This is a genomic window from Paenibacillus zeirhizosphaerae (assembly GCF_030705605.1).
GTDB lineage: Bacteria > Bacillota > Bacilli > Paenibacillales > Paenibacillaceae > Paenibacillus > Paenibacillus zeirhizosphaerae.
Map to the genome: position 1 here is coordinate 21,603 of NZ_JAPCKK010000029.1, position 19,827 is coordinate 41,429.

At 50.6% G+C, this 19,827-nt stretch carries 17 protein-coding genes; 3 read left to right on the forward strand and 14 right to left on the reverse strand.

What is annotated here, in order from left to right; translation table 11 throughout:
* Nucleotides 1–46: 46 nt before the first annotated feature.
* From csrA to OIN60_RS17885, 14 genes are all read right to left on the reverse strand, one after another.
* Complete coding sequence (gene csrA / locus OIN60_RS17820) at nt 47–292, reverse strand: carbon storage regulator CsrA (protein ID WP_305756219.1); 246 nt, start codon at nt 290–292, stop codon at nt 47–49.
* A 2-nt stretch (nt 293–294) separates the two neighbouring features.
* The gene (fliW, locus tag OIN60_RS17825) at nt 295–774 is read right to left on the reverse strand and encodes a flagellar assembly protein FliW (protein WP_503122966.1); all 480 of its coding nucleotides are present in this window, start codon (nt 772–774) and stop codon (nt 295–297) included.
* Between the two features lie 51 nt (nt 775–825).
* Entirely contained in the window at nt 826–1,395 is a 570-nt protein-coding gene (locus OIN60_RS17830; RefSeq protein WP_305756221.1) for a DUF6470 family protein, read from the reverse strand.
* Nucleotides 1,396–1,414: 19 nt separating this feature from the next.
* Nucleotides 1,415–2,335 carry a flagellar hook-associated protein FlgL gene (gene flgL, locus OIN60_RS17835; protein WP_305756222.1) on the reverse strand — a complete coding sequence of 307 codons (921 nt, stop codon included), beginning with the start codon at nt 2,333–2,335 and terminating at the stop codon, nt 1,415–1,417.
* Between the two features lie 23 nt (nt 2,336–2,358).
* Nucleotides 2,359–3,912 (reverse strand): flagellar hook-associated protein FlgK, encoded by a 1,554-nt coding sequence (gene flgK / locus OIN60_RS17840; RefSeq protein ID WP_305756223.1) that lies wholly within the window; start codon nt 3,910–3,912, stop codon nt 2,359–2,361.
* A 23-nt stretch (nt 3,913–3,935) separates the two neighbouring features.
* A complete protein-coding gene (locus OIN60_RS17845; protein WP_305756224.1) occupies nt 3,936–4,439 on the reverse strand; it encodes a flagellar protein FlgN in 504 nt (167 codons plus the stop codon).
* Nucleotides 4,440–4,451: 12 nt separating this feature from the next.
* On the reverse strand, nt 4,452–4,727 hold the full coding sequence (gene flgM / locus OIN60_RS17850; protein WP_305756225.1) for a flagellar biosynthesis anti-sigma factor FlgM: 276 nt from the start codon (nt 4,725–4,727) through the stop codon (nt 4,452–4,454).
* Between the two features lie 144 nt (nt 4,728–4,871).
* Nucleotides 4,872–5,282, reverse strand: a complete 411-nt coding sequence (locus tag OIN60_RS17855) for a TIGR03826 family flagellar region protein (RefSeq protein ID WP_305756226.1) — start codon at nt 5,280–5,282, stop codon at nt 4,872–4,874.
* A 178-nt stretch (nt 5,283–5,460) separates the two neighbouring features.
* Entirely contained in the window at nt 5,461–6,342 is an 882-nt protein-coding gene (locus tag OIN60_RS17860; RefSeq protein ID WP_305756227.1) for a ComFC family protein, read from the reverse strand.
* 60 nt (nt 6,343–6,402) lie between these two features.
* On the reverse strand, nt 6,403–8,349 hold the full coding sequence (locus tag OIN60_RS17865; RefSeq protein ID WP_305756228.1) for an ATP-dependent helicase ComFA: 1,947 nt from the start codon (nt 8,347–8,349) through the stop codon (nt 6,403–6,405).
* Between the two features lie 429 nt (nt 8,350–8,778).
* The gene (locus tag OIN60_RS17870) at nt 8,779–9,207 is read right to left on the reverse strand and encodes a hypothetical protein (RefSeq protein WP_305756229.1); all 429 of its coding nucleotides are present in this window, start codon (nt 9,205–9,207) and stop codon (nt 8,779–8,781) included.
* 74 nt (nt 9,208–9,281) lie between these two features.
* Nucleotides 9,282–10,004, reverse strand: a complete 723-nt coding sequence (locus OIN60_RS17875; protein WP_305756230.1) for a response regulator transcription factor — start codon at nt 10,002–10,004, stop codon at nt 9,282–9,284.
* A gap of 4 nt (nt 10,005–10,008) precedes the next feature.
* Entirely contained in the window at nt 10,009–11,169 is a 1,161-nt protein-coding gene (locus OIN60_RS17880; protein ID WP_305756231.1) for a sensor histidine kinase, read from the reverse strand.
* 47 nt (nt 11,170–11,216) lie between these two features.
* Complete coding sequence (locus OIN60_RS17885) at nt 11,217–13,913, reverse strand: stalk domain-containing protein (RefSeq protein ID WP_305756232.1); 2,697 nt, start codon at nt 13,911–13,913, stop codon at nt 11,217–11,219.
* 259 nt (nt 13,914–14,172) lie between these two features.
* On the opposite strand from OIN60_RS17885, the gene OIN60_RS17890 reads away from it, so the two are divergent.
* From OIN60_RS17890 to OIN60_RS17900, 3 genes are read left to right on the forward strand one after another with little or no spacing between them, the layout of a single operon-like run.
* Nucleotides 14,173–15,588, forward strand: coding sequence for an efflux RND transporter periplasmic adaptor subunit (locus OIN60_RS17890; RefSeq protein WP_305756233.1), 1,416 nt, complete (start codon nt 14,173–14,175; stop codon nt 15,586–15,588).
* Nucleotides 15,585–18,713, forward strand: a complete 3,129-nt coding sequence (locus OIN60_RS17895) for an efflux RND transporter permease subunit (RefSeq protein ID WP_305756234.1) — start codon at nt 15,585–15,587, stop codon at nt 18,711–18,713. Before OIN60_RS17890 ends, OIN60_RS17895 begins: the two co-directional genes overlap by 4 nt.
* 37 nt (nt 18,714–18,750) lie before the next feature.
* On the forward strand, nt 18,751–19,635 hold the full coding sequence (locus tag OIN60_RS17900) for a TetR/AcrR family transcriptional regulator (RefSeq protein ID WP_305756235.1): 885 nt from the start codon (nt 18,751–18,753) through the stop codon (nt 19,633–19,635).
* The last annotated feature ends 192 nt before the right edge of the window (nt 19,636–19,827 follow it).

Here is a 19,827-nt window from a genome sequence, read left to right on the forward strand (position 1 = left end):
TATCGACAGGAGAAAACCAAATTTTTATAGCCAGGGCAAATTTTTTTTATTTCTTTCTATCCTTCTCTTCGCGTAACAATTCCATTAATGCTGCAACCTCGGGAACAGATGGTGTTGCCGATTCCCGATTAGCCTCTTGAATCGAAACATATAGCTCTTTGCGAAAAATGTCCACATGCTTGGGGGCTGATATTCCAATCCTTACTGTATCACCGTCTACTTCTAGGACAGTAACCTCAATATGATCCTGAATGATGATGGATTCCCCTTTTTTGCGTGACAGGACAAGCATAGTTAGTCGCCACCCTTCATCAATTCTGCCTTGTCGGTCCACAATGCATGTCTTGTTTCATATCCGGATTGATGAAGTACAACCTGTTTCCCCATGCGGGTAACTGGATTCAGGACAAGAGGAGCCAACAAATTCATCGTCGATTGTACAACCTCGGAATGGATCGTTACGATAGCATATACAGCAACCTGGTCCTCAATCTTCAACTCTTCCTTGTCCTCATCAGCCAGTTCAAAGCTGTATTCCGAATGGAATTCGAACGGATCTGCTATCAAAAAAGACAATTCAGGCTTTGTCGTTGACTGCAGATAATGGAATGCCGTACCTTCAACAGGTACCATTGCAAAATCTGTCTCTGTCTCAAAGCCTGGCAACCCTTTCGCAAAATGATATATATCCTCTTCGCTTAACTCCAATTCTCCCCACTGACTGGTAGAAATTAAAATAACAAGCGCCCCCTTTGGCGATAAATTAAAATATATACAAAAAAGCTATAGCGGACTCAAAACGACCGTTTATAGCTTTCATTATAGCTATACCCCCAAATCTATAGCAGGTGGAGTAATTTGTACCGCTGCATATTGTGTGACATACATATCAAGTTTACCGCGCTGATACTCAATTTCGGGTTTATTGACCGTTACATTCATTTCCGATACGGCGGACTCAAAGCGAATCTCAGGCGGTCGGGTATTTATTCGTATATCCACATTATCGCTAGAAGCAGGTGTTCTTGTTTCGGGAAACGGCTTCGATTGCCAGTTGGTGCCCACGATATTAGCAATCGTATTGCCTGGCTTATGGATCGCTGCTAATTCGTTTCCTTGCTTGACCCGCTCAGCAATGTTCTCCAGAAATATCTTCTCCATACCTGAATAAATACGATGATTCATCTCCAGCATGCCGCCACCCGTATATGCGGAGAAGGCTTTACTTTGATCTACCTGAAAACTTATAGGGTGGCTCTCTATCGTTAATTTTGCAGGTCTCGTATGCATCTGAACATCTGCTTTAGGCTGGCGAATAGAATATTGCCCCGGATCAGCATCAATATGCAGGATAGCTGGTGTTGTTTGAATCTGTATGACAGGAAGCAGCTTCATAAGGTTAGCTCCTCCTTGACTATCTCAGAAAATCCATCAGCGATGGCGAAATAATTTTAGCCCCTGTGGACAAGGAAGCATTATAAATATTTTCCTGGATCTTCGATTGGATCATAAGCTCGGCATAATCCGCATCTTCGACCTTGGATTGCAGATCGGTCAAATTCCCTTCCAGATCATCCAGTCGTCCCATCATCAAATCTATGCGATTGGTCTTAGCGCCTATTTCGGAACGAATAGACAGCATTTTATCCGTCCGGCTATCAATCTGATCAAGCTGATTAGACAGCTCTTCTTGATCCCCTGTCGAAAGCGCCTGAATGATCGTGTCGAATACAACGAACAGATTGTCCTTTTCGGTTGAGTTACCAAACACCTCATTGCCATTCACATTAATCGGCAACTGCATGCTCTCGCCAACTGTAAAATTGATTTTCCCCGGATCCGTAACAATCGCTGCTGCACCCGATGTATCAAAAGATCCATCCGCATTCATTGGAAAATTGTAAGGCTTCTCATCATACATTTCACCATTAAATACATACTTTCCATTCAGTGTGCTATTAGAAATGTCGATCAATTGCGCTTTCAATTGCTTGACTTCCTCATTAATGCTATCCAGTGCGGATTGAGGGTTAGTCCCTGTAGATGCTTGCACTGTGAGCTCACGCAGACGCTGAACCACATTTCCTGCCTGATCTATAACTGTATCATTAAACTCCAGCCAGGATACAGCGCTATCCACATTTTTCTGATACTGTTCGTTGGAGGATAGTTCCGCACGATAACGTAATGAATAGGTGATGCCAGACGGGTCATCCGAAGGCTTGTTCAACTTTCTGCCGGTTGCCAACTGGATCTGAGTATTGTTCATCTGTCCGGCATTGCGATTCAGATTAAGCATTAACTGCGAGCTAAGCATGTTATTGGTAATTCTCATGGCTGTTAACTCCCTCCCGCAGGCTATCTGCCCACGACTCCCGTAGAATTAATCAATTTATCAAGCAACTCGTCGAAGGTCGTCATGAATCGTGCAGAGGCCGTGTAAGCGTGCTGGAACTTGATCATATTCGACATTTCTTCATCCAGCGACACGCCACTGACTGACTGGCGGCGAGTTTCCACCTGCTGCACGAGCACTTCCTGATTGGCAGCCTGGCGTGCCGCTTCCTGGGATTGAACCCCCAATTGCCCGACAATAGCGCTGAATTGGGCTCCAATAGGGGCATTGCGCAGACCATCAATCGACTTGATTGGTGTGTTTTTTATATTAGCCATCAGATTGGCCAAGGTGTTATTCCCTGCAACTACGTCTTCCTTGTCAGAGCTGGTCGTTGTCCGCAGAGAAGCGGCGATTTTTTTAGGATCTGCCTGAATCGCAGCGTTCATCGAAATATTTCCCGCTGTAATCGTTGCTGCACCGCCAGAAGCTGTAAAGAACGGCAGCCCAGCCGCAGTCGTGCCGTCCAGCCCGTAGCCTAACTGGTGCAGACCATTTAAGCCTTTTACGGTCACTTTCAAATCAGCAGTCAATGTGCGGGCCGTTCCTGTGTAGGTAACGTCATTCAAGACTGTATTATCAGGCAAAATAGAGCCCGCCGGAATGGTAATCTCCATATCTCCATTAGCAAGCGTATTGGCCAGCTCATCCATTTGTCTTTGATAATCCCTTACCAGCACATCCTTGGAGCGAATCATGCCGTATACTTCTCCGTCCGTCAGGGTCCCTCCCTGGAAAGCCCCTGTCAGAAACGCCCCATCCACTGCGGTGCCAACAGCATTACCTGTTACAAGATTTTGCCCGTTCATTTGAATTTGATAGCCCTGTGCCGTGTCAGTTACTGTAATGTTGATAATTTTGGATAGTTTATCTGTCAGCAAGTCGCGCTGATCCCGCAAATCGTTGGCGTTATCCCCAAGCGACTCAATTTTGGTGATGGAATCGTTCAAGTTGGCAATGTTCGTCAAGTATCCCTGTACTTCCTGTGCCTTAATATTAATATTCGTATTCAAGTCCTGGCTCAGGGCGTTAAGCTGGCGGCTAATCTGGTTCATCGAATCGGTCAGAGCTATCGTTCTTTCCTTTAAAACGGTACGTGCCGTAACATCCTCAGGATTTTTACTGAGGTCCGACCAGGCATTGAAAAAATTATCCATTACGGTACGAAGCCCGGTATCGGACGGCTCGTTTACGATCGCTTCCAGCTTCTCCAGCGTATCCTTCTGCACGGTCCAGTTCCCCAGGCTCGTATTCTCATTGCGGTACTGATCATCAAGAAATTTCTCGCGTACACGAGTGATAGAGCTGAACTCTACCCCTGTGCCGAGCTGGCCTGGCGCCGTACTGCGCAAAAACGCCAAGGGCTCCATCGGAATGGAGGCCTGCATGTTGACCCGCTGCCTGGAGTAGCCCTCTGTATTAGCATTCGCCACATTGTGACCCGTTGTGCTCAATGCCGTCGTCTGGGTCATTACACCACGTTTGGCGGTCTCTATGGAATGAAATGTAGATGCCATATTGCGTCCTCCTCGTTATTTTGTCATCCCCGAGCATCAAAAAGGCCCGTTCTTCCAACTGCGCCCCCCGCCTGAGAAGGATGCTTATAGGTAGCCTCTTGCTCCGGTCTCATACTGAACATCTCCATAGAGAGATCAAGGAACATGATGGACTGTTCAATCAGCTTCTGATTAAGTTCATTCAACCGCTTGAGTTCCTGCAAAGTTGAAGATAACTTCTGTTGAATGTCAAACAGTCGTTGCTTGTCATCGTGATCAAAAACCAGCCTGGACAGTTCGGTAATGCTTAGGTTGAGTAACGATTTAATACCACGCTCCTGCAGGAATTCATGAACAGAATCCATTCTCGCCTTCTCCAATGACTCCAGTTGTTTCATGAATCTGGATTCCTTATTCAGAATTTTGATTAGTTCATCAACCTCATTGTTCACGATAGCCTGACGTTTCCATTGGCTCAAATCCAGCATCTCGCTGTGACTTTGCTCCAGTTGTTCCAATACGGCAATTAATTTGTCCAGTGCTGTCATGGCCATAATTCCTTAGTCCACATCAGTCGACTTGAAATAAGGCATCAGCTTCTCCGCAAGTTTGTCCGCATCCACTTTGTACGTGCCCGAAGCGACCTGCTGCTTCAATTCCTGGATTCGGTTGGCCCGGTCTGTGTTGCTGCTGCGCTGCAGCATTTCCATGGCCTCTGCTGAGATGGATACCTCGTCCTTGCGCTGGCTTTTCTTCTGGTTTTCTTGAACGTTAGCTTCGATATTCCGCTGATATGGATTAATGGCACCGATACGGTTGGTCTCGTTAATTTTCATAACTTAACTTCCACCTTCCTTAATATTTCAATATTTTAAATGCAAATTTATCGAGAAAATGAAAAAACCGATAAGCTCTAATTAAGATTATCGGCGGTTTACAAAGCATTTTGAATAGCTTTAAATGTTTTTAATTCTACTGTACTAGAAAGTCCGTTTCTTGTCGATAGCGCTGTAGGTAGACGAGCCCATGTTATGCCCCTGGTCCCGTGCGTTATCATTGCGTGTCGCTTCCGTCAGCTCCTTCGTAAGTCGTGTTCTGCAGGATTCACACATGTGGCCTTCACGAATCAGGGTTCCACACACCTCGCACGGATACGTCAGGTTGGGCGCGTTCACAACGGAAATACGCCCTTCACGGATAAACTTGGTGATTTGCTTGATGCTCACTTCCGTCGCTTCAGACAGTTCCTGGATATCGGCACCCTTGTTATCGCGTAGATATTGCACGCATATTTCATATTCTTTTTCAATGTCTTTAATGCAATTAAAGCATAATTCCCGGATATTAACCGCGTACAGCTTGCCGCAACGAGGGCAGTTATCAATATTCATCCGCTCTATTGCTCCTCTCATTTCCGACACATGCAACTCTAGTACTTCCAGAGTACATGATATGCGGATCATTCGTCTAGTGGGGCTTGGCCGTTTTCAGCATATTTTGCGTGAACGTGCATTGTTCTTCCCTTAGTGAATATATCGGCATCTGACTGCAGCATTTTAATCACCCGCATCAGGATCTGGCCCAGGTAAGTCCATACACTTCAATCTTCAGCCCGACCGCCTCACCTTCACTGCGGAGTACACGGCTGCACGCCTCAAGCGTGCTCCCGGTGGTGTAAATATCATCAACCAGCAATACACGCAGCGGAGGATTTGGTAAAGAAGAGCCCTTGCGATACTCCCTCACCTCCCACAGCCGATCCCCGATGCCAGGCAATACCGAGAAGGCGGCCTTCATGGACTCACCTCGCTCGCTGCGGGATTTAAAGCTTTGCTTGCCCGTATCCCGGTTTCTGACAAGCAGCGGACAAAAAGGAACCTGACTGTCGGCAGCCAAGAGCACAGCCAGCCTTTCCGCCTGATTAAACCCGCGGTCCGCCAATCTCGCCTCACTTACCGGCACACAGGTCATGAGATCAGCCTGCCACCACTCTTTCTTATGCCCGCTCCATTTCTTCGCGAATAACCGGGGAAAGCTTGTAGATTCACGGGCACGCGTCCCCTGATTCCGGAACGTGAGCTCTGACTGCATGGCTGTATAAGCCCTGCCCAGCATAGCAGCCAGCAAAGGCTCATATCTTTCTTCCCCCCTGTATTTATACCATGAAATCCATTCTTTCATTTCGGCCGTATAAGCAACAGCACTCCGGTTGCAGACGAAGGCCCGGTTCACGCGGTCCGGCCGCAAGCAATCCGGGCAGCCTACAGGGCGGCCGCAGCAGTTGCAACGGATTCTGCCGATCCATGGAATTCGCTGTGCGCAGCGGCTGCATATACCGGGTAGTCCGGCGTTTAATACGGCACGGCCTCCGCAGGTGAGACAGCGTTCGACCGGGGGCTTCAGCAGTTCCAATAGATGGCGGCCAATGGATGCCAAGGTAACAACAGGCATGTGTATACCTCCTTCATGAATTCGGATAGATCATAAGCAGTAGTACCAGCTACACTAGATTCACCTTAAATAGCCAAGCTTGGATGCCAATGCATTCATGGAACGGATATGGGCTATCGCTTGTTTTTGCCCCTTCGTCCATTCAGGTGAGACAAAAACGACCTTCCCTTTGGGATCATCCTTGGAACGTCCTGCTCTACCAGCCATTTGTACAAGTGAAGCCTCGTCAAACAAAGTGTCATTTGCATCCAGGATGTAGACATCACTCCTGGGGACCGTAACTCCCCGTTCCAATATCGTCGTTGTTACCAGTAGTCGGATATCCGTATTCCGAAAGGCGCTGACTTTGGCGCTCCGGTCGGGGTCCTGGGAAGAAGTGCCTGCCACTCTCACATCAGGAAAGCAATCGGCCAGCAGCTTTACCAGAGGATCGATCTGTGAGATGCGCGTGGCAAACAGGAAAACCTGCGCACCTCGGGTGAGAGATTCTTGAAGCCGTGAAAGCAGGGAGGATGGGAGCCTCCGCTGTTGCAGGCAGCGGCTTAGAGAAGCCCCTACCAGCCTGACGGGAACAGGGAGCGGATAGCGATGGAAGCGTACCGGCACTCGGGCATGTGCCAGCTTGCCCTGCCTAGCTTCCCGCTGCAGCGCGGCAGGCGGCGTGGCCGACAGATAGATGAATTTGCCGCTTGTAAGACATGCCTGCTCCGCCGCAAATGCAAGCATAGGGTCATTGTGATAGGGAAAAGCGTCAATTTCATCCACAATAACAAGGTCAAACGCCTGATGAAACCGCAGTAGTTGGTGTGTTGTAGCCAGCGTCAGCTTTCCTTTCTTCCAGCGTTCGGGACTGCCGCCATAAAGGAGAGCCATTTCAACATCGGGAAAAGCCTTGGCCAAGCGAGGCGCAAGCTCCAGCACAACATCCCGGCGCGGTGACGCAACCAGCGCGCTGCCGCCCCGCTGGATGACCTCATCCAACAGCGGAAAAATCATTTCGGTCTTGCCGGCACCCGTTACGGCCCATAGCAGGAAGCGACGGTCAGTGTGAGGCGGCTGGCCGGAAGCCGCCCACAGCCGCTGCAGCCACGCGGGCGCAGCGGGCCTGGCTGCCGCGCGCACAGCCGGCGCGGCCAGAAAGCGCAGCGCCGCTTCGGTGGCGGCCCGCTGCGCCGGGCTTAGCCCCCACCGCTCCAGCGCGGCGGTGGGGGCGGGGTCGCCGGCCTGGCTACGCATGGCCGGCACCGCTGCTGCTGCATGAAGCAGCAGCGAGCAAGCGCGGCTGCGCCCCAGCGCGAGGCAGGCCTCGCAGTAGGCGCAGCCCGCCAGCCCGCACGACGCACAGGCCGTGCGGGCCCCGGCTACGCTGCCGCAGCGTCGGCAGCACAGCCCACTGCGCCGCGCTCGCGAAGCGTGCGGCGCAGGCGACAGGCCGGCGGCAAAGCCGAGCCGGCCCTGGAGATGCGCAAGCTGGGCGGCGGCACGCCAGCTTGCGACCAAGGCTGGCGCTGCCTCCGCCAGCAGCGCCTCCAGCTCGGGCACGAGCAGCTTCCTGCCGGCCAGCAATCCGGCAAGCTCGTCTGCCCCTCGCTGCAGCTTCTGCCAGACTAACACTCCTTCCCCTTCTGCTACGGCTATCCCATCTCCGCTACGGCCTTGTCCATCATTCCAGCGGTTTACACGCCCCAACGCCCTTTCCCTTTCCAAACCAGCTCCGTTCACGCGGGGCAGTTCAGCAGCGAGGTCCTCATGCAGCCGGGCAGCAGTATACTCCCCCCACCTTTGCAACGTCCAAGAATCCATAACCGGCTGGCTGCGAAAACTGCGGCACAGCTTAAATGCCCACGGAAGCGGAAATGCTGAGCCCAGCAAAATCCCCCCTCCTGCATTCAAATCCCCCTCCTCCTGTGGACTAAACTCCCGCCACAATTGATCAACCTCCAGATCAAGTGAGAGATTGATTTCCCAGCCTTTACGGTTTCGAAGCACATACACAGCCACTTTCAATGCTTTACCCTCCCCTATTTTTTTCGAGCAGCACAAAAAAGCACATACCGACCCAATGGCAACGGCGTGTGCTTCACGCTTTTAACAAATTAACTTAGCTAAAAGTTTATAATATAAGTCATTAAGCAGCTAAGTCTTTTAACACCTAAATCATTCTTAATCTACATATAACCTGCTATCCAAAAACCCGCCTTACCTAAGCAGCGAATCGTAGAAATTCTTCTTCTGAAGATAGATCCGTGACCCTTCGCCCCATAGTCCAGTACAGAAAAGGACATTGCAGACGCACTACAGCAAAAAAGCACCCCTCCATGCCAAACGGCAAAAAGTGTGCTTCACTCATTCACGTTATTCATCTATAACTCGTAAAATCATATAAGAAAAACGTCTATCGACGTACATTCTAAGAAGACAGACCGCCATAACGGATCAACGAACAAACGGGATTTTATCGGTAGGCTTCATCGTTCTCAGGTCGAGCACTGCCCGGGCTTCCCCTGCCTCTGCTTCCATCGTAGAGGGCTCCACACTTAATGGGCTTGAAATTACAGCCAGCTCAAATCCACCCCTACGACCCAACCGTTCCAAAATACGCACCGTATGGTCTTCCGACTGATCATCTATGACCGATATGCGCAGATGTCTGCCCAGCAAATAGGAATATACTGTTAGTACTCTGATTACCCACTCCACCCACAGCTCATGGTTGGACGTAATCAGAATATAATGAATGCGCCTTTGATCAGGACGTTTCTGATGCCCTGTCAGCAATTCGGTCGCATGCCGTATATAAAGCAAACGAACCACGGCGGCCGCCAGACCGTACACAAGCAGAATCCATGCCAGTTGAATTGCCATGGAAGCCCCACCTCCTCATAGCGACAATATATGCCGGTATGCAGGAAGGAGTGACAGCCTAGCAGCCTGGCCGATTATAGAGTAACCCAGCCGTATTTGATGGAATTGATTACCGCTTGAGTGCGGTCATCGACCTCCATCTTCTGCAAAATACTGCTGACGTGGTTTTTCACCGTCTTCTCACTGATAAAGAGATATTCACCAATCATCTTGTTGCTCTTGCCTTCCGCCATCAGACGCAGAACTTCAGCTTCGCGGCGTGTCAGCGGATTGTTCTCGCCCGCCACAAACTTCACTCCGGCTTCAGCGGAATGCCCTTCAGACATAGCGCCTGTTTCGTTCAGATAAGTCATCCGGCGCAGTTGCTGAATCAGCTTGCCTGTAACCTTCGGATGAATAAACGCATACCCTTCATGTACGGAACGGATCGCATTGATCAGTGACTCCGCCTCCATGTCCTTCAGCAGATAGCCATTGGCTCCTTTACGAAGCGTCTCAAAAACATAGCTTTCATCATCGTGGATCGACAAAATGATGACTTTCACTTCCGGGAACATCTCGCGCAGCTTCTCGGTAGCCTCAACACCGTTCTCGACAGGCATATTAATATCCATGAGCACGATGTCAGGTTTCTCCTCGTTGCAAAACTCGAGCACCTGAATTCCGTCACCGCATTCTCCGATAACCTCGATATCCTCTTCCATATTCAAAATACGCTTCAGTCCCTCTCGAAACAACTGATGATCATCAGCCAAGAGGACCTTAATTGCTGCAGCTCTGCTGTCATGGTTTTCCATCCTGTTACTCCTTTCCCTTCTCCACGTTGGTCGGGATATGAATGACGATCTTCGTCCCTTCGTTCTCTGCAGACTCGATCTCCATTCTCCCTTCGAGCAGTTCAACCCTTTCTCGCATGCCAATCAAGCCAAAATGATTATGATCTTTGCCCTTTTGTTCGAATAACTCAGGTTTGAATCCCAGTCCGTTATCCTGCACAACTATTTTTACCAGTTGCGCCTGGTAAGTGATCTCTACCAGAACGTAAGTTGGATAGGCATGTTTTGCGGCATTGGTGAGGCCTTCTTGGATCAAACGGTAAATGGCCGCTTCCATCGCGGAAGAGAGACGGTGTTCCTTCCCCCTCGTTTCAAAGATCGCTCTTATTTTCGTCTTTTCCTCAAAGTCCTGAACATACTTCCGCAGCGTAGGAATAAGACCCAAATCATCCAGCGCCATCGGACGCAAATTGAAAATGACCTTTCGCATTTCTTCGAGGCTGGAACGGACCTGTCTCTTCAAATCTATTATTTCGTCCTGTACCATCTTGAATTCCTGCTTTGCAATCATTCTTTCAACAATTTCCGTCCTAAGCACTAGATGAGCGAGCAGTTGTGCAGGTCCGTCGTGTATTTCGCGCGAAATTCGCTTGCGCTCTTCTTCCTGGGCCAGAATAATTTTCAAACCAATAAGTTGTCGATTCTTAGCAGATTCAATAATCCGGGTCACCTGCCCCAACTCCCCTGACAGATACTCCAGCACCACACCCATTTGCGAGCCGATCGTTTCCGCCCGTTCCACCGATGCTTCGACACTCTTCGCCCGCTTCTGGAGATCATCCCTTCTCGCTTTGAGATACATCTCTTTTTCACGGTAGATCATCAGGTCTAGCTGCAGTTGTGTCGCCTTTTCATAAGCCGTTTTGATATCCTCTTCCGTATAACGGACAAAATCCCGGCTGACTTCCGTCAGCCGGATCCGCGAGCGCCGGTAATTCATCTCCAGTTGATCGACCTTCTCAATCGTCTCGGCCGTTTCCTTAAGCACCGCCTGCAATTCCTGGTTCAAATTAATTAGTTCAGTCCGCGCCGAATCCAATACTTCGAACATTTGGTACTTGCTCTTCTCCATCACCTGGATGGCGTTCTTGATGACTCGGTCTATGACATCGGCTTGAAAATCCACGAATTTTAATCTCCAATCCTAGCATTTCAGGTATATATCATACCATATCATGATTGGATCGTAACGGTCTTAGTTTTCTGTTCCCATTTTACAGTAAGTCCTAGCTGCTCAGACACTAGTCTTAATGGGACCAAAGTCCTACCATCCAGAACCAATGGAGCCACATCGGCATTCATACGTTTTCCGTTCAGGACAAACTGCTTTTCTCCTACGGTAAGATCCATCAGCACTGCGCCGCGAATAACCGTCACGCGCTGGGCTGAGGCATTCCACTGCGCTTGTCCGCCAAACGCATCCAGAATGTATTTAATTGGTACATAGGTAGAGCCGTTACGGGTAATTGGGGCGGCGTCAATTGCCGTCTTGCTGCTGTTCACGGTCATTGACTTTTGGCCGATACTCATCTGAACCGTTCCGGTTTTGAGGCCATTGTCGCTTATCGTCCCAGGAGCATTTAACGCTATGTTATCAACAGCCACGCTTCCTGTTTTGGCCCGCTCATCCTGTCCTTCCTCCACATTGACGACGTACAGACGCTTCAGCTTCGCAGGATAAGCAATATTCAGCCCGCTCAGGTCTGCACTCAACGATTTCCAGCCGTTCCAGTCAATCGCCTTGGCCAGATCAACATATACCGTGTCGCCGTCGGCATCCGTAATCTCAGCACGAAGCCAATTGAGACTCTTGTCGCCGAGCACATCCATCGAAATGGCTGTTGCCGGGCTTTGAATGGTTTTGCCGGAAGTGCCGTTCAGTTCGGCATAGGCGTACATTTTGCCCGATCCACCCGTCATGTCGTAGTCCAGTTGAAGAACCTTCGAGCCCGCCTTCTCACCGCTGCCTGCCGTGATGGAAGCTGCACCGGTTACCCCCTGGGCATTGGTGGTGAAGCTCACCTCGTAGCCAGCATTTTCAAAATCCTCCCACATGCTGCTTCCGCCATCCGCTGTCAGAGTAACCACCGTGCTGAATCCATCATAACGGCCGATGGCATATCCGACTTCAGCCCCGGAGTCTACAGAGAATACTGTCAGCTCGTTCCCTTTCACACTGCCTTTAAAGCCGATAAATTCCCATTTCAACGCGTCGGCGGAAATGCTTACACTTTGTCCGTCCGTCGTTTTGGCCGTTACCGGGATGGATACGGTTGTTCCTTTACTGAGCGAGCCCGTGCCACTGCCTGCCGTCAGGGAAGAGATGCCTTCCGCTCCCAGCACGGTTACCTTCATGGTCGCTGTAGCGGAGCCGCTCTTGGCCGTCAGGGTTGCCGTCCCTGTCTTCACTCCTTTGACGGTTCCGCCGCTGGCCGAAACCACTGCCGGATTGCTCGATGACCAAGTAACGGTCGTATTTCCGATATTATAAGGATTGTAATACGTATCGTAGCCTTTTAACGTGTAACTTCCTGTTTGGCCGATCAACAGCGTTTTGCTTCCACCAACCGTGAAGCCCTTCAGTGTCCCTTTTGGAGCCTCCGAGTAGACACCCACTCCGTTGACCACACTGCGCTGCTGCGTACCGTATTCCGTGTTGAACGTCAAATCAGGCTTAGTATTGCCGAGATCGCGGGTGACCAGGGTCGTGGAACCGCCGCCATCCAAATTCAAGCCCTTCCATACGCCGATGCTGGTCATGAACGACTGCAGCTCGTTAAGCGACATGCCCACACTGCTGCTGTTCTTCTGCACAGCTATCAAATAAACATACCGATTATCTTTGGAATACCCTAGAGCCGTGCGTGCACGGGTTCCTCCTATACTGGATACGCTGCGGGAAAAGGAAGATGCCTTGCCATCGTTAACCAGTATGGTATGACCGCCGATCATCATTTGCAGAGTTGAAGGATCAACCTCTTTGCCGCTCGATTTTACGCGCAGCTTATAATCAGTCGTAATCGACTGGCCTACGGCCAAATGCTGTTTCACAAAATCCGCAGCCTTGCCGTGTGTACGCAGAATATAACCGTTCTCAGGTACAGCCACCTGCAGCGCGGCATTCGCCGAGATTTGGGTAACGACCCCATTCTCGACCAATACCTCCGTCGGCGTCGTCGAACTGTTCTTCGGCCGTTCAAGCGCCTTCCATGCAGAGGTATAAATATAGGCCGCATTCGAATGGCTGTAAGTGCCGCCTGTTGACTCAGGCGTATAAGCCACTTTATTGATCCCGGCGAGCTCAAACGACGAACCGTCTTCCGCCGTAACGCTTCCTTCAAATGTAAACTGCTCAACCATTGGGGTGCCGTCCTTCGTCACGGCAAAAGCATACATTCCCGACAGATCGGAAGGTGTGGACATTAGTTCTCCATCAGATACCTGCCCGCCGATCGGTGCACCCTCACGTGAGGTGTTGAAATAATCGCCATTAATTCCTGCCACGGCTCCAGTTTCTTCAGCCATGCCTTCCGTGCTTTGCCGTGTTGTGAACTGGCCTCCCTGACCTGTCATAACATCCAGCTTCACATTCGGATTGTCCAAATCCACTCGAACAACATCCGCCAAAGCCGTTCCTGATGAGGTGCTGTACCGGTATTTCATCAAAATGGCACCCGAAGTAAGGATCTCTTCACCAAGCTTAACCGCGGATGCGGCGCTGGCTACAGAGCCCCCTGTCCAATTGAACGGCGTAAAGCCGCTCCCTCCGATGACCGGTCCAACCCACAATATGCCTGCAAGCGATAGAATCGCCAATCTTTTTCCGCTGCCCGTCCCATTGCCCGTTTGTTTGGTGCGACGCAAAACCATTTAGTTATAAACTCTCCCATCTTCATGCTTATTTGAAATAGGTTCATCCTGTGAAAACTGCTTCCTAGTAATAATAGACTGAAAAAATAGAGAAAAGTTACGGACTTGTCCTAATTTTCCTGGGCAAATGTCTGTCTGGTAATCCAACCCACTTATATATTGACAGGCCCATGTCCTCCTTCTATAATCGATTTGAACTTATAAGTTCAAATTATACTAATAAGTTCAAATGTTATTTACAGGGAGGAAGCCATTCAGAATGAACCAAAATAAATTCCCATTTCTACTGCCAGCTTTACTCGCTATCGCTATCGCTACGGTCGGGTGCTCGGCGGAACAGCCCGCTTCGGATGCGGCAGTGGAGGCCAACGGCACCTTTGTAGATACCATGGTGGTCAAACAAGAACCCCTGAACACGGTCTACGACCTTTCCGGAACGCTGCAAGCCTATGAGGAGCGGGCGCTTTCTTTTGAAAACGGGGGGCGTGTCACGGCCGCTTCTCCTGCAGCAGGTGCCGCAGTAAGCCAAGGGAGCATTCTCGCGCAACTGGATCAGTCCAATTACCGGCTCCAGCTTGCCCAAGCAGAAGCGGCCATCCAGGAGATGCAAGCAGCAGTCGCCAATGCGGAAGCGGGAATCCGTTCGGCGTCCTCCTCTCTTGCGTCGGCAGAGGCTCAGGTCGAAAGTGCCCAGGCCAACGTACGCAAAGTCAACAAGGGGGCAAGAAAACAGGAGAAAGCTCAGGCCCAGGCCGCTGTTGACAAAGCGCAAAGCGCTTATGAAAAGATAAAAGCGGATGCCGACCGCATTCGCCAACTGTATGAGGCAGGCGCTGCCTCAGCGTCGGATTATGAAAATGCCCAGCTTCAGCTAATCAGCGCAGAAAAGGATCTTGAAACTGCTCGCGATTCATTATCTCTGCTGCTAGAAGGAGCCACTCCCGAGGATACCGATACCGCTGAAGCCGCCCTAAAAGAGGCAGTAGCGGGCAAATCCGCCGCTGAAGCCGCACAACTGCAGGCCCGTTCCTCCAAAGAGCAGGCGGAAGCCTCTTACGAAAAGGCAAAGGTCGCCAAAGAGCAGGCCGAGCTCGCTCTGTCCCGCACGACGCTGTCAGTCCCTTTTGACGGGGTTGTGTTGGAAAAACTGATCGAGCCCGGAGAACTTGTGGCTTCCGGCCAGACGATCTACCGGATCGGCAGCATAGACCAGTTAAAGGTGTTGCTCCCCGTTCCGGACAGTGAAATTCAGGAATGGAAAAAGGGACAAAAGGTCAGCATTAGTCTGTATGGTCAAACCCGTACCGCCTCTGTGTCCGCCATCTACGCAGCCACAAATGCCAATACAGGCACGATCAACGCCGAGGTGGTCATTCCTAATCCTGCACATGACTGGATGCCTGGCCAGGTTGTAAAAGCCGCGCGCGGGCTCTCAAGCAAACAAGGTTTACTTGTCCCGGTTGAAGCGGTCATTCAGACAGGAGACCAGCCTTATGTATTCAGGGAGGTTGACGGCAAAGCCGTTAAAACAACCGTCGAGCTGGGCGGGCAAATGACGGGCAACAAGCTGCAGATCATTTCCGGCCTGAATGAGGGGGACCACGTCGTCACAAAGGGGGGCTCCTCTCTATTTAACGGAGACACGCTCCAGCCAACGGGAGGCGACAACGAATGATCGCCTACTTCGTCAAGAAACGTAAAATTACGATTCTCTTCTTCCTGATGGCGGTTCTTGTCGGGGCTTTTAGCTTCATGCAGCTCCCCCGCCAGGAAATGCCGGATGTTGTCGTAAGACAAGCTATGGTAACCACCATTTATCCCGGAGCCGCACCACAGAAGGTAGAGCAGACCGTAACTAAAAAATTGGAGCAGCGGATCAAGGAGGTTAAAGGGGTAGGTGACATTACCTCAACTTCCGGCAATGGATTTTCGTCCATACTCGTGGAAACCGAGGACAACGCCGACCCGGAAACCGTCTGGGATGAAATGCGCAAGAAGGTCCAGGATGCGCAGCCTGATCTGCCCGAAGACGCCGAAGTGCCGGTGATTAATGACAATCTAGCCAGCTTATTTATTGGCTCCTATGCCATCATTGCCGATTCCAGAGATTCGCTGTATGCCCTAAACAGTCTGATGACCACCTGGGAGGATCAGCTCGGGGCGCTGGACGGGGTATCTAATGTGACCATCTCAGGCCTGCCTGAACAGGAGGTCAGAATTGACATCGATACACAGAAGCTCCAGCAGTATCATCTCCCTTGGGGACAGGTTGTGCAGGCCGTGCAAGGCCGGATGGACCTCGTTCCGACCGGTGACGTGGAATATAATGACCGGACCTATCAAATGATTGTAAAAGAAGCTTCAGATCCTGATCAGTTGAACAGACTCCTGTTCACCCGTACCGAATCCGGTTCTCCTGTATACCTCAGTGATATAGGAACCGTTCAACTCACTCATGCAGAGGCCGATTATTATGCGTACGCGACAGACAAACCGGCCATCCGTATTGCGCTTGGCGCAGAAACGGGTACAGATGTCGGCTCTATGAACGAAAGGGTTAACGCCAAGCTGGCCGAATTGAAGCAGACGCTGCCAGACGACGTGCAATTCGTGACCCTGTTTGCACAGCAGGACAATGTGGATGAGATCTTCGCCGACCTCTCCCGTGAGACACTGATGGCGATCGCGGCTGTAATCCTCATTTGTACGCTGGGCTTGAATCTGCTTACCTCTTCCTTTGTCGCTTTGGCTATTCCCGTCTCTGTTGCCATAGCCATGATTTTTCTTCCGATGCTCGGCGTCACCCTGAATCAGATTTCGGTTGTCGGATTGATCATCGTGCTTGGTATTCTGGTGGATGACGCGGTGGTCGTGAATGATAATATCGAGCGCAGGCTTACCGATTTGGGAGAAACTCCTGCGGAGGCTGCTGTGAACGGTACAAAGGAAGTGGCCATATCCATATTAACCGCTACGCTGGCAACTATCTCGGCATTTACGCCCTTGTTGTTTCTCAGCGGGGATGTAGGGGTGTTCATCAAACCCATTCCCATCGTGATTTCGCTGGCTATGCTGGCTTCCATGCTGATGTCGCTTGCCATCATCCCCATCTTCCGTGAATGGTACGAGACGCGCAGGCTTCACAAACGCAAGGACAGAACGACCAAACCAGCCGGACTGCTGGGCCGTCAAATTCAATCTTTGACTCATCTCTACTCCGGTAAAATCATGGCGAAAGTCGTGAAAAGGCCGTTGTTCACCGGGCTCGCCGGGCTGCTTATCGGGACGGCTGCGTACGGGCTGATCCTGTTTACACCGATCGAGCTTTTTCCAGAGTCTGAGGATCCGCATATGACCATGAATGTTACGATGCCCGTGGGGACTTCCCTCGCAGAAACAGACCGTGTCGTGCAGGAAATGGCCGGATGGATACAACAGCAGCCAGAGACAGAGAAAGTGGCATATGCAGCAGGGGGTGGTGCCCCACAGCTCTACAGCGATTTAACCGGGGGCTCACCTTCAGAAGGGGACATTTACGGTCAAATCAGCGTTGCAGGCAAAGAACATATTTTTGATCTTGATGAGACACCCGAAGCTTGGAGCCGCTACTTTGAAGAGACCTATCCGGGTGTGACGATCACAGAAAGGATTCCACGCCTCGGGATACCGGTCGGCAAGCCGGTTTCCGTTCGGATTTCAGGCACAGAAACCGAACAGTTGCAGGCACTCACTCAACAAGTGCGCGAAGCTATAGCTTCGATCGACGGAACAACGGGAATTACAGATGATATGGGGATCGAGCGTTACGCCCTGGAGCTTGAGGTTAATCAGCAAGCTATGGATCAATATCAGGTGAGCCATGCCGACTTGACTCAAACTTTGCTGCTGCTTAATGAGGGATTGGATGCCAGCCTGTTTGATACCGGCTCGGAGCTTATTGACATTAAGGTGTACTTGAATCAGGACACTACCGATCCGAATGTGCTGTTCCAACAGCTTAGTGTAACCAACACCACCGGCGCACAAATTCCGCTGTCTCAGCTCGTTGAAGTTAAGCCGTCTTTTACCATCCAACAAATTAAGCATTACAATCTGGAGCGAACGGTTACCGTTGAGGCGGATCTGGAAGGACGGACGGCCGCAGACGCGGCTGGCGATGTGCAGACCATGCTTGCTGCAATTTCGTTTCCAGAAGGATATTCCTGGGAAATCGGAGGCGAAACATCGGATCAAAGTGAAATTTTTGCCGATTTAGGAACGCTGTCTATTATTGTCGTATTTTTAATATTGGTTCTGATTACGATTCAGTTCTATTCCATCACCATCCCGCTGATTATTATGACAACGGTCTATCTGGCAGCGGCAGGCGGCATTCTTGGCATTTTCCTGACCGGTATGCCGGTTGGGTTCATGAGTATTATGGGCATTATTGCGCTCGCGGGTATCGTCGTGCGGAACGGCATCGTTATGATTGAATTTATTGAGGACGCTCGACATCAGGGCATAGAGCTGGAAGAAGCGGTTATACAGGCCACAGCCGCCCGTTTCCGCCCGATCCTGCTGACATCCCTTACAGCTATCGTAGGGATGCTCCCGATCGCACTGCTGGGTAGCCTGCTATTTAAGCCACTCGCTTATGCCATCATTTTCGGCCTCCTGTTCTCTACACTCCTGACCTTGTTTGTGGTACCATCCCTGTATATGCTGATGGCGCAATATAAATTAAGACGGGAGCTGCGCAAGGAAACAAAGACATCTGCGGAGCCTGACGTCTCTGACACCGGGTACTTGCAGCAGTAACGCGCCCTGAGCGGCAAGCCCTAGGAGGAATACGATTTTGGATAACAAGAGAGATGACATTGTACAGGCAGCCATACGGCTCTTCTCCAAAAAAGGCTTTGCTGCGACCTCTGTCGAGGAGATTGCCAAGGAAAGCGGGATCGCCAAGGCATCCTTTTATAAATATTTTCAGGGGAAGCATGAATTGCCTCTGGCCGCATGCAGCAAGATGGAAGAGGAAATCGAGAAAGGTATTAAAGCATTGTACAGTCAGGCTGGCCTTTCATCGAGAGAAAAGCTCTTTCAATTTATTAAAATCTATTTGAACAATATTATTGGGAATAAAACTCATATGCTGCTTATTGCAGGTCCGTTCCCGGCCAATACGCATGACGAGCAGACGAACCAAGCTCTGGAGGAGCATGAGAAGCGCATCTTTCGCTGGATTCACGATTGTCTGCTTGATGTGTACGGCCCTGACCTGGAGCAGCACATATGGGACATCACCTTTATTTTAATGAGTGTCACCTTTGAATATATTCGTGTATTCGGGGACCGTATGGAACAGGAAAGCATCGACAAGCTGGCCGACTTTATTCTTTACATCACCGATTCACTAATCAACGGAATGCGCCAGCAGAGCGGGCCTCCTTCCTTCTTGTGGGGCCTGGAAGGGTGGTTTGGCAGCAGTAGAGACGCGGACCCCTTCCAGGAAGGGAAACAGATTGCTGGCCTGTTGGAGAGGCTGGAAGAGAAGCTTATGCGTGTGAACATGGGCGATAGCAGCAGGCATGAATATTTGGACATTATCGGCCAACTGAGACAGGAAACCTCAGCGAGTACCGCCTCCAATGGGCTGCTCAAGGCTCTGTTGTCTTACCTGGAACAGCTTGATGACCTGAACGAAGATGCTCTGAAGCTGAGAGGTTTGTTAGGTCTCTAAAATAAGAAAAACGTCTATCGACGTACTCACAGAGAGGACGAAAAAGACGACTGAACCCTTCAGTCGTCAGGTTGTTGACAAAGCCCTGTTTTTTGGGGCTCGTTTGGATAATGAAATGAATTCCTGAAGTATTGAGCATTATGAAAACAAGAAGATCGCCCTATCCGGCCAGCTTGGCCAGGTGGTTGGCGA

Excerpts from the sequence above, each read along its gene's own strand:
- OIN60_RS17890 (WP_305756233.1), top strand. The coding sequence starts at position 14,173 with ATGAACCAAAATAAATTCCCATTTCTACTGCCAGCTTTACTCGCTATC.
- flgM (WP_305756225.1), bottom strand. The coding sequence starts at position 4,727 with ATGAAAATTAACGAGACCAACCGTATCGGTGCCATTAATCCATATCAG.
- OIN60_RS17855 (WP_305756226.1), bottom strand. The coding sequence starts at position 5,282 with ATGAATATTGATAACTGCCCTCGTTGCGGCAAGCTGTACGCGGTTAAT.
- OIN60_RS17845 (WP_305756224.1), bottom strand. The coding sequence starts at position 4,439 with ATGACAGCACTGGACAAATTAATTGCCGTATTGGAACAACTGGAGCAA.
- OIN60_RS17875 (WP_305756230.1), bottom strand. The coding sequence starts at position 10,004 with ATGGAAAACCATGACAGCAGAGCTGCAGCAATTAAGGTCCTCTTGGCT.
- OIN60_RS17885 (WP_305756232.1), bottom strand. The coding sequence starts at position 13,913 with ATGGTTTTGCGTCGCACCAAACAAACGGGCAATGGGACGGGCAGCGGA.
- csrA (WP_305756219.1), bottom strand. The coding sequence starts at position 292 with ATGCTTGTCCTGTCACGCAAAAAAGGGGAATCCATCATCATTCAGGAT.
- OIN60_RS17870 (WP_305756229.1), bottom strand. The coding sequence starts at position 9,207 with ATGGCAATTCAACTGGCATGGATTCTGCTTGTGTACGGTCTGGCGGCC.
- OIN60_RS17895 (WP_305756234.1), top strand. The coding sequence starts at position 15,585 with ATGATCGCCTACTTCGTCAAGAAACGTAAAATTACGATTCTCTTCTTC.
- flgK (WP_305756223.1), bottom strand. The coding sequence starts at position 3,912 with ATGGCATCTACATTTCATTCCATAGAGACCGCCAAACGTGGTGTAATG.
- flgL (WP_305756222.1), bottom strand. The coding sequence starts at position 2,335 with ATGAGAATTACCAATAACATGCTTAGCTCGCAGTTAATGCTTAATCTG.
- OIN60_RS17860 (WP_305756227.1), bottom strand. The coding sequence starts at position 6,342 with ATGCCTGTTGTTACCTTGGCATCCATTGGCCGCCATCTATTGGAACTG.
- OIN60_RS17830 (WP_305756221.1), bottom strand. The coding sequence starts at position 1,395 with ATGAAGCTGCTTCCTGTCATACAGATTCAAACAACACCAGCTATCCTG.